The 10212-nt window shown below is 65.7% G+C and carries 7 protein-coding genes and 1 pseudogene; 1 reads left to right on the top strand and 7 read right to left on the bottom strand.

Going from position 1 to position 10212, the window contains the following annotated elements:
- Positions 1-23 precede the first annotated feature (23 nt).
- Genes NLI89_RS21165 through NLI89_RS21190 form a run of 6 tightly spaced genes read right to left on the bottom strand, consistent with a single transcriptional unit; the run spans position 24 to position 8030 of the window.
- Positions 24-809: an enoyl-CoA hydratase/isomerase family protein gene (locus NLI89_RS21165; protein WP_242201583.1), complete on the bottom strand. Its 786-nt coding sequence runs from the start codon at positions 807-809 to the stop codon at positions 24-26.
- Complete coding sequence (locus NLI89_RS21170; RefSeq protein ID WP_242201584.1) at positions 806-2353, bottom strand: AMP-binding protein; 1548 nt, start codon at positions 2351-2353, stop codon at positions 806-808. The genes NLI89_RS21165 and NLI89_RS21170 overlap by 4 nt, the downstream gene beginning before the upstream one ends.
- Positions 2346-2897 carry a (2Fe-2S)-binding protein gene (locus tag NLI89_RS21175; protein ID WP_254688737.1) on the bottom strand — a complete coding sequence of 184 codons (552 nt, stop codon included), beginning with the start codon at positions 2895-2897 and terminating at the stop codon, positions 2346-2348. Before NLI89_RS21175 ends, NLI89_RS21170 begins: the two co-directional genes overlap by 8 nt.
- Positions 2885-3712 carry an FAD binding domain-containing protein gene (locus tag NLI89_RS21180; protein WP_242201586.1) on the bottom strand — a complete coding sequence of 276 codons (828 nt, stop codon included), beginning with the start codon at positions 3710-3712 and terminating at the stop codon, positions 2885-2887. Before NLI89_RS21180 ends, NLI89_RS21175 begins: the two co-directional genes overlap by 13 nt.
- Positions 3709-6693 carry a xanthine dehydrogenase family protein molybdopterin-binding subunit gene (locus NLI89_RS21185; RefSeq protein ID WP_254688738.1) on the bottom strand — a complete coding sequence of 995 codons (2985 nt, stop codon included), beginning with the start codon at positions 6691-6693 and terminating at the stop codon, positions 3709-3711. Before NLI89_RS21185 ends, NLI89_RS21180 begins: the two co-directional genes overlap by 4 nt.
- Positions 6690-8030 (bottom strand): MFS transporter, encoded by a 1341-nt coding sequence (locus tag NLI89_RS21190; protein WP_254688739.1) that lies wholly within the window; start codon positions 8028-8030, stop codon positions 6690-6692. The genes NLI89_RS21185 and NLI89_RS21190 overlap by 4 nt, the downstream gene beginning before the upstream one ends.
- Before the next feature lie 282 nt (positions 8031-8312).
- On the opposite strand from NLI89_RS21190, the gene NLI89_RS21195 reads away from it, so the two are divergent.
- Entirely contained in the window at positions 8313-9839 is a 1527-nt protein-coding gene (locus tag NLI89_RS21195) for an alginate export family protein (RefSeq protein WP_254688740.1), read from the top strand.
- 86 nt (positions 9840-9925) lie between these two features.
- Here NLI89_RS21195 and NLI89_RS21200 read toward each other — a convergent pair.
- Positions 9926-10212, bottom strand: a pseudogene (locus NLI89_RS21200) (IS3 family transposase); the annotation flags it as partial.

Here is a 10212-nt window from a genome sequence, read left to right on the forward strand (position 1 = left end):
CGGCTGGCCGACCCCGCTTCTCCTCACAGGCCCTTGAAGACAGGAACGCGCTTCTCGTGGAACGCCTTCACCCCTTCGGCAAAATCCTCCGACGAGCGCAGCCGGCTGTAGCAATGCCCCTCGAGTTCGATCGCGATCGCGAGGCTCGAATCCTCGGTGTCGTTAAGCAGCTTTTTCGCGGTCCGCTGCGCGAGCGGTGAGAAGCCGACGAGTTCCTTGACCAGTGCATCGGTCGCGGCCTCCAGTTCGCCATCGGCGACGATCTCTGTCGCGATGCCCCAGTCATAGGCCTGCTGGCCCTTGATGCGGCGCGAGCGCATGACGATGTCCTTGGTCCGCGTGATGCCGACGATCTTCTGCAGTCGCGCCGACCCGCCCGACCCGGGGATCTGCCCCAGCTTCTGCTCCGGCAACGCATATTGCGTGGTCTCGGTCACGAGGCGGAAATCGCAAGCGAGCGACAGCTCGAACCCGACGCCGAAGCAATAGCCGCGATTGGCCGCGATCACCGGCTTCGCGCAACGCGCGGGCGCGGCGACGTTCCACGCGAGCTTCGACACATGCTCGGGCGTCGCTTCCAGGAAGCCCATGATATAGCCGCCCGACGAGAAATGCTTGCCGATCGCGCGCACGACGATCACGCGGACGCGGTCGTCCTCGTCGAGCGCTTCGAACACCGCCTTCAGCTGGTCGCGCTGCGCCATGCTGATCGTGTTGTACTCATCCCGGTCGAGGATGATGTCGCCGCGTTTCTGTTCGGCGTCGATGACGACGGTGAAACCGTCGAGATTGGTGTAGGCATCGGTCATGCTGCAGATCCTTCTATTGGGGATGGGAGGGGGGTGTAGTCGCCGGACACGAGCAGGCGCCGCAGCAGCTTACCGACGGGCGATTTCGGGATCTCGCGCACGAACACGAAGGCGCGCGGGCGCTTGAAATTGGCAAGGCTCGAGTTGGCGCAATAGGCGTCGAGTTCCTCGGCGGTCACGGGGGCGGACGGCGTGACGAAGGCTGTGATCGCCTTGCCCCATCGCTCGTCGGGCAGCCCCACGACCGCCACCTCGGATACGGCGGGATGGAGCGACAACAGGCTCTCGACCTCGACCGGGGACACGTTCTCGCCGCCCGAGATGATCATGTCGTCGAGGCGCCCGGTCACGAACAGGTCGCCGTCAGCGTCGTAATATCCGGTGTCCGAACTGAAGAACCAGCCGTCCTTCAGCGATCGTTCGTCGGCCTCGGGCCGGCGCCAATAGCCCTCGAACGCCTCGTCACCCGCCAGCGTGGCGATGATCTGACCTTCGACACCGCGTCCGACGATCTGGTCGGGATCCTCGCCGTCGAGAGCGACGACGCGGATCATCTGGTTGATCCCCGACTTGCCAGCGCTCCCCGGCTTGCGGCGCGCATCCTGGTCGATCGTGCAGGTGTAGATCTCCGACGATCCGTAGTGATTGACGAAGAGTTCGGGCTTGAACGCGGCGTCGATCATCTTGAGCAAGCCGTCGGTCATCGGCGCACCCGCGAACCCCAGCTTACGCGCAGACGCCACACGCTCGGGCGCGAAATCGGGGTGGTTGACGATGTCGTGATAGAGAGTCGGGACAAGATAGAGGTTCTCGATCCGCTCCTGCTCGATCAGCCGGATCGCCTCGCCCGCATCGAATTTTGGCATGCACACGAAGGTGCCGTTGGTGATCGCGCAGGCCAGCAGCGAGCGCACGCCCATCGTGTGATAGAGCGGCATCACGCCCAGCGTGCGCTCGCCATAGCCGTACAGGTTTTGCGCGACATGCGCGATCGCGGCGGCGCGTTCAGCGCGCTGGCGGCGAGGCACGCCCTTGGGCTTGGAGGTCGTGCCTGAGGTATAGAGCATCAGCGACCAGGCCTCGGCATCGACCCTGGGCTTGGCGGGAGCACCGCCGCCCGCCAGCAGGTCGGCGAACCGCAGTTCGCCGGGCCGCGCGTCGTCAAGGCTGATGCGGATGATCGATCCGTCGAGCCCCGCCGCCGCGACCGCCTTGGCCGGAAAATCCTCGTACACGATCGCACGCGCTTCCGAATCGTGGACGGTGTAGCTCACCTCGTCTGATTTGGCGCGCCAGTTGATCGGCGTCAGGATGATGCCTGCGAACTGGCAGGCCCAATGCAGCGTCGCCGCCTGCCACCGGTTGCGCAGCACGCTGACGAGGTGGTCGCCCCGCTTCAGCCCGATATCGTCGAGCGCGGTGACCAGCGCGGAGATGCGGACGTACCATCGCGCATAGCTCAGCCGGACATCGCCATCGACGACCGCGAGCGCATCGGGATCGCGTTCGAGCGCGGCGAGATAGGTTGTGCCGAGGTCAAGCATGGACGTCCTCTTCGGGCATGGTGTCGTCAGGATGCGCGACCGCGCCGCGCGCCAGCAGCGTCGCCTGGGCGGCGAGCGCTGCCTTGATGATGGGTGCGTAGCCGGTGCAGCGGCACAGATGGCCCGACAGCATCTCACGGATATGCGTTTCGCTCGCATGCGGATCGTCGCGAAACAACGCATCGAGCGTGACGAGGAACCCCGGCGTACAGAAGCCGCACTGCAATCCGTGATGCTCGCGGAACGCCTCCTGCAGGATCGACAGCGTCGCACCCCCATCGGGCGACAGCCCCTCGACGGTGCGCACGTCGGCACCTTCGGTCTGGACCGCCAGCGCCAGGCAAGCACGCGCGAGCCCGCCATCGATCTGCACCGTGCACGCCCCGCATACGCCGTGCTCGCAACCGAGATGTGTGCCGGTCGCGCCGATCTCATGGCGCAGGAAATCGCTCAGGAGCATGCGCGGCTCGGCTTGCCCCGACACGGGCCTGCCGTTGAGCGCGAAGGCCACACGGTGACGGGTATCGGCATTCAGGCGCGGCATGATGCGGCCTCCTCGATGGTCTGTCGTCCCAGCTGGCGAACGAGATCGCGGCGATAGCGACCGGTGGCATGGAGATCGTCGCGCGCGTCCAGGTCCCAAGCGAACTGGTTGAGCGCGTCGGCAAAGGCGGGATCGGCCGGCAGCGGCAATTCGCGGCGTACCGGCATGTCGGCGACGCCACCGATCCCCAGCACGGTCTTCGCCGCGTCGACAACGGCGGCGCAGGCGACGATCGCGAAGTCGCCGTGCCGGCGCCCGATCTCGCGAAACGCATAGCCGGTGCCTGGTACCGCGACGGGGAACGACACCGCCTCAATCAGCTCGTCGTCGCCCTTCTGCGTCGCCATCATGCCGGTGGTGAAGGCATTGGCCGCGAGCACGCGACGCTTCTTGCGATTACGCAGATGCACGCTGCCGCCGAGCGTCAGCAATGCCAGCGGCAGCTCGCCCGATGGATCGGCATGCGCGATCGACCCGCACACCGTGCCACGCGCGCGGGTCTGCGCATGGCCGACCCAGGCAAGCGCGGCGGCGAGCATCGGCTGGCGCGCCTTCAGGTCGACGTGCCGCTCGAGCACCGCCTGGCGCACGCCAGCCCCGATCCGGATCGTCCTGCCGTCGTCGTCGATGCGCCCGAACTCGGCGACGTGCATCACGTCTACGAGCAGCTTGGGCCGCGCCAGCCTCATGTTGAGCATCGGGAACAGCGATTGCCCCCCCGCCAGGATGCGCGCATCGCCACCCTCCTGATGCAGCGCCTCCAGCGCCTCGGCGGCATCGCCTGCGCGCAGATAGTCGAATGCTGCAGGCTTCATGCACCGACTCCCAGCATCGCGAACAGCCGCTTGAACGTCGCTGGCAGGCGAATGCGCCCGCCGGTCTTCCCGCCCGCCTTGCGCGCGAGCGCGTCGAAGAACTGGCCGATCACGACGCGTGCGGCGCCGTCGAGCAGGCGCCCGCCGATCGAAGCGACCTTGCCGCCGACCGCCGCTTCGTAGGTATAGGTGATGGTCGTCTTGCCGGCTTCCTCGGTCAGCGTCACGCGACCGCTGCCATGGCCCGATCCGAGCGCGCCCTCGGTCCCACCCGACAGCGTTACCGATTCGGGCTCATTCAGATCGGTGAGACTGATCGCCGCCGAATAGCGCCCCTTCACCGGCCCGATGCCGAGCGTCACGTCGGCGCGGAATTCGGTGTCCGATACCTTCTCGACGCCGTGCGCGCCGGGGATGATCGACATCAGCGCCTGGGGATCGAGCAGCATGTCCCAGATCTTCTGACGCGGCGCCTCCACCACGGCCTTGCCCTGTCCGGTCAGCATGCGTTCGCCCGGCTTGCCCATAGTGGACTTCGCCTTGGGCGCGGGCGGATTGCGCGGCTCCGGTTCGATCCCGTGGACATGCTCGGCGAGCTTGGCCGGCAGGATGGGCAGCGTGATGTCGGCGATCCCCAGCGCATCGGCGACCGCGTTGGCGATGCACACCGGCGTCGACATGCAATTGCCCTCGCCCACGCCCTTGGCGCCCAGCGGCGTGAATGGCGACGGGCTCTCGTGATGCAGGATCCGCAGCGCCGGCGTTTCCATGATCGTCGGGATCAGATAGTCGGCCAGGGTGCCCGACAGCAGTCCGCCGTCGGGGGCATAGCTGCTTTCCTCGTAGAGGGCGGCACCCAGAGCGTGCGCGAAACCGCCCGTTACCTGCCCCTCGACCATGCCGGGATGCAGGATCTTCCCACAGTCGTGCATCGTGACGTAGCGGTCGATCTTCACCTCGCAGGTGACGCGATCGATCTCGACCGCGCAGATGTCGAAGATGAAGCCGTGGCAGAGCGACGAATTGACCAGGTCGTCACCGGTCGGCGCAGTCAGTTCGGGCGGCGTCCAGAAGGCGGTCTCGCGGATCGCGTGATCGACGCCCTGCGGCAAATCGGCGGGCGCCCAGTGGCTCGCCGACGCGACCCGCCCAAACGCCAGCGACGTGGCGGGATCGCCCGCATGCACGCGCCCTCCGGCAAAGACGATGTCCTCCAGTTCGGCGTTCAACTGCTTGGCGGCGATCGCGGCCAGCTTGGCGCGCAGCCTCATCGCCGCAATCTGCGCCGCCCCTGCGACTGCAGCCGCGAAGCGGCTCGAATAGTTTCCCGATGCGATCGACCACGCGTCCTTCGCGGTGTCGAGCTCGGTCGCCACCGCGATGTCCGACGGCTTCAGTCCGAACGCGTCGGCGACCACCTGCGACAGGACCGTGCGATGCCCCTGCCCCTGCGGCACCGATGCGACATGGACGGTCACCGATCCGACTGCGTCCAGGCTGATCGTCGCGGTCGCCTGCGCGCCGTTCTTCGCGCCCGCCTTCGCGCGCTGGTCAGGCGTCAGGACCGCCGTGATATAGCCCATGTTCGACACGCTCGGCTCGACCACCGCGGCATAGCCGATGCCGTACAGCCGCCCCTCGGCACGCGCGGCGTCGCGCCTCGCCTTCAACTCCTCGAGCCCGCCCTGGGCGATCGCCGTCGCAAGCGCGGCCTGATAATCGCCGCTGTCGTACAGCGCGCCCGACGCGGTCCGGTAGGGAAACTCGCCGGCCGGAATGAAATTCCGCCGGATTACATCGACGGGATCGATATCTAGTTCGACCGCGATACGCTGCATCAGCCGTTCGAGCGCATAATAGACCTGCGGTCCGCCAAACCCGCGATTGAGCCCGGTCGGCATCTTGTTGGTCAACACCACACGGTTGCGGATCGCAACGTTGCGGATCGCATAGGCGCCGGTCATGTTGCCGTGCATGCGATAGAGCGTGGCAGGCTCGGGCGCGCGCAGATGCGCCCCAGTGTCCTCGATCTGGTCCCAGGATAAGGCCGTGATCCGCCCGTCCGTCTCGACCGCCGCCGCCAGGGTCGTAACGCGATTCGTCGCGACGGTCGACGCCATCAGATGTTCGAGCCGATCCTCGACCCACTTCACCGGACGCCCGGCGACACGCGCGGCGATGCCGATCAGCACGACATAGGGAAATATGGCCTGCTTGATGCCGAAGCTGCCGCCGCTGTCGCCAGGCGTGCGCAGCCGCAGCCGGTTACCCGGCACGTTCAGCGCGCGCGCCATCACCGCATGGATGCTGAACGGCCCCTGGAAATTCGCCAGCACGTCATAGGCGTCGGCACCGGGGTCATATTCGGCGACTATGCCATAGGTCTCGATCGGCGTGCAGGCGCTGCGCGGGAACTTGACGTCGATGCCGATCCGGTGCGGCGCGGCGGCAAACGCGGCGTCAGGATCGCCGTACGTGAAGCGCCGCTCGTTCGCGAGGTTGCCTTTGAGCCCTTCGTGCAGCACCGGCGCATCGTCCGCGAGCGCCTCCTCGGGATCGATGACCGCCGCCAGCGTCTCGTATCTGACGGCGATCAGGTCGAGCGCGTCTTCGGCGACATAGCGGTCGAGTGCGACGACGACCGCGACCGGCTCACCATAATAGCGCACTTTGTCGATCGCGAGCGGCCAGCATTCGACCGGTATCTTAAGCCCCACGACGAGGCTCGAGCCGTATCGCTGCACCTCCTCCGCAGTAATCACCGCGAACACGCCCGGTAGCGCGCGCGCGCGCGCGGCGTCGATCCCGAGGATGTTCGCATGCCCGTGCGGCGAGCGGAGGATCGCCGCATGCGCGGTCCCCGGCTTGACGCCCAGATCGTCGATATAGCGTCCTCGCCCCGTCAGCAGCGCAGCATCCTCGACGCGCGGCAGCGACTTGCCGATCCAATTATCCGTCTTTGGCCGATCAATCACGTTCACGTGGCGAGCCTTCCCTTGGTTTCGGGGGCGACGAGGCCGCCCACCAGATAGAGCGCGCAGGCACCGGCCAGGAAAATCCCTAGGCTTTGCGGGATGTCGGCGGGCGTCGCCGAGGCAAGCGAGACGAAGGTCGGCATGATTCCGCCGATCGCGAAGCCGACGTTCCACGACAATCCCGTGCCGGTCGAGCGGATTTCGGTCGGGAAGCGCTCGTTGAGGAAGATCATCAGCGGCGCGAACCCCGCCGAGCCGAGGAAGCTGATGGCCAGCGCATAGGCGGTCACCGCTCCTCCGGTCGCGCTACCGAGGTTGAGGATCAGGAACGGCAGCGCCAGCAGGCAGACGACGCCGATGGCCAGGAACGCCTTCTTGCGCCCGATATGCTGGCTGAGTTCGCCGAGCCCGATCGACGAGATCGCACCGGCCACGCTGCCCATCAGCATGATCGAAGAGGCCGCCGGACCGGACAGCCCGTTCACCAGCTTGAGATAGGTCGGCAGATAGCCGGCGGTCAGATAATAGGTCGCTCCGGCGCCGGTGCTGAGCAGCAGGTTGACCAGGAAGCGCTTGCGATAGTCGGGGTTCGCCATCAGCGTCTTAAGCGGCGACGGACCGACGATCTCCTTCTCGGCGCGCGCCTTCGTCGCCTTGGCCTCCTGCGCCTCGCGGAAGTGCGGCGATTCGACGAGACCGCGGAACAGGATCAGCCCGATACCCGAGGTGATCAGCCCGCAGAAAAACATGAACCGCCAGCCGGTCTCGTTGAAGCTGTCGCCAGGGAACACATAGGACACGCCCATGAACGCGATGGAGGCAAGCAGCGTTCCGATCGCCGCGCCGCCACCGCCGATCGTACCGCTCATCATGCCGCGCCAGCGCTCGGGCACCGATTCCGTGCCGATGACGTGCGTAGAGGCGACGACGCCCCCGACGAAGATGCCCTGCACGAGGCGCAGCAGCAAGAACAGGATCGTCGCCCAGATCCCGATCATCTCGACCGTCGGCAACAGGCCGAACGCCGCGGTGGCGATGCCTACGCCGGCGACCGCGAGGATCATCGCGCCCTTGCGTCCATGCCTATCGGCATAGGATCCGAACAATGCCGACCCCAGCGGCCGCATCAGCAACGTAACCGCAAAGGCGGCATAGGCGCCTGCAAGCGACAGCATGGGTTCGTGCGACGGGAAGAAATGCTTGCCCACCGCCGGCGCGACGTACAGCAGGATGAAGAGGTCGAACAGGTCGAGCCCCCATCCAAAGCACGATGCGATCACGGCGCGCATACTCGTCTGCGAACCCGTCGCCTTGCCCTCTTCCACAGTCATGGTTGCGTCCATCATCGATCCTCTCGGCCAAGGCGGCTATTGCCGTCCCCCGTGCCCGACGCACGTCTTGGGTCGAGCAATGATCAGGCTTTATCGCTATCAAAACAAATAAGATCAGATGATGCTCGGCATCATCCCCTGTGATCGACATGGCGCCGTTCCCATCATCCGAAATGATGGATGGCATCGCATAAGCTTATTTGTCGTGATCGGTTTCGAACCATAGCCTCGCGCTTGCGAAGAGGCGGCCGGCGCGAAGACCGGAAACGACCGCCCGTTCAGTTGGAGACGATGATGAAGCGCCTGCCGAAAGGGGTCGCGATCGCGGCCATGACGATGCCGGGAATCGCCTTGGGGCAGACCCAGCCCACGCCCGTCCAACAGCTTCCGGTCTCGCCCGCCGCCCCGGTCGATCAGCAGGGAATCGTTCCGGCCCCCGGTGCCGCACCCGCTGGCAGCTATCCCGAGGCAGCCTTGGGCTATGGCGCCAAGGCCGGACCACGATTCTATCTGGCACGCTGGGCGGAGGACTGGTCATTCCTGCGCGACCGGTCGAAACGCACGGGCCCTTTCGATGCGCTCAAGTTCATCCCGTTCGACGAGGGTGGCGACATCTATCTGACGCTCAGCGACGAGCAACGTCTGCGCCACGATACCATCACGAGTCCGGGCCTGCGTGCCGGGCGCGATACTAACGCGATCCTGCTGCGCAACGTCGTCGGCGCCGACCTGCACATCGGCAAGAACTTCCGCGCCTATGGCGAGCTTGCGAGCGGCGTGCAGGAAGGCGGCTATTTTGGTGCGGTCACGCCCGTCCAGCGCAACGACCTGCTCGTCCAGCAACTCTTCGCCGAAGTGGAGGGAAATGTCGGCGGCATGAACGCCGGCATCCGCGTCGGCCGGCAGGACTTCCAGGACGGCCCGATCCAGCTGGTCAGCATCCAGGAAAACCCCAACATCCGCATCACCTTCGATGGCGTGCGCGCCTATGCGACGGGCAGGCGGGCGCGCATCGGCGTGTTCGACTTGCACTATACCCGGCTCGGGCTCGACGCGTTCGACGATCCGACCGACAAGAGCCGGCGCTTCTCGGGCGTCACCGGCAGCGTCGTCGTCCCCACGAATGCGTTCGGCAGTTCGAAACTCTATGTCGATCCGTTCTTCTATTATCTGCGCAACCGCAACCAGCGCTGGGGCGCCACTGTGGCGCGCGAGGAACGCCGGTTCTGGGGGGTGCGGCTGTGGGGCGATATCGGACCCATCAATGTCGACGTGAGCGCCAACCATCAGTCCGGCACCTATAACGGACGTGCCGTATCGGCCTATCAAATTTTCGCCGCGCAGACCTTCGCGCTTGGCAAGCCGACCCCGACCGCCACGCGGATCGGCTGGCGGGCCGACTTTGGCTCGGGCGGCGGCGCGTTCGGGACGGGCACGCTGCACAATGCCAGCCAGTTGTTCGGGACAGCCCCCTATTTCAGCTACGGCATCTTTGTCGGCCCGACCAACTATCTGGACGTCGCGCCGACCGTCAGCTTTACGCCGTTGAAGGGCGTGCGCGTCCTCACCGAGCTCGCATTCGTGTGGCGCAACGATGAACACGATGCGGTCTACAGCGGAGTCGGCAACGCCTATGCGGGCACGCAGAACGTGGCCGGCCACGACGTCGCACAGTTGGGCCGACTAAATGCCGTCTGGTCTGCTACGCCGAATCTGTCGTTCACGCTTCGGGCAGAATATCTCCGCGCGGGAAATGTATTGACGCGCGCCGGCTATGCGGACTCGCTGTTTACCGGAGTATGGACGACCTTCCGTTTTTGAAAACGGATCGATCCAAGGTCTGTCAACGCCGAGTCCGAATGCTCCGATGTGAATACCAAGCTTCAGCCTGAGTAGCCCCTAGTTTTCTAGACGCCTTCCGCCTTTAAAACCTGCTGCCGTTCGAACGCGACGGGCGACAGCATCCCGTTCCTGACCCGCTTGCGTACAGGGTTGATAGAACATCTCGACGTAATCGAACGCGTCCTGCCGGGCTTCCTCACGGGTTTCATAGGTGCAGCGCCGGATGCGCTCACGCTTGAGCAAGGAGAAGAAGCTCTCGGCGACGGCATTGTCATGGCAGTTGCCGCGTCGGCTCATCGAGTGCTCAAGATTGTGAGCCCGGATGAAGCCAGCCCACTCCATGCTAGTGACG

Source organism: Sphingomonas faeni (genome assembly GCF_024273235.1).
Taxonomy (GTDB): Bacteria; Pseudomonadota; Alphaproteobacteria; order Sphingomonadales; family Sphingomonadaceae; genus Sphingomonas; species Sphingomonas faeni_A.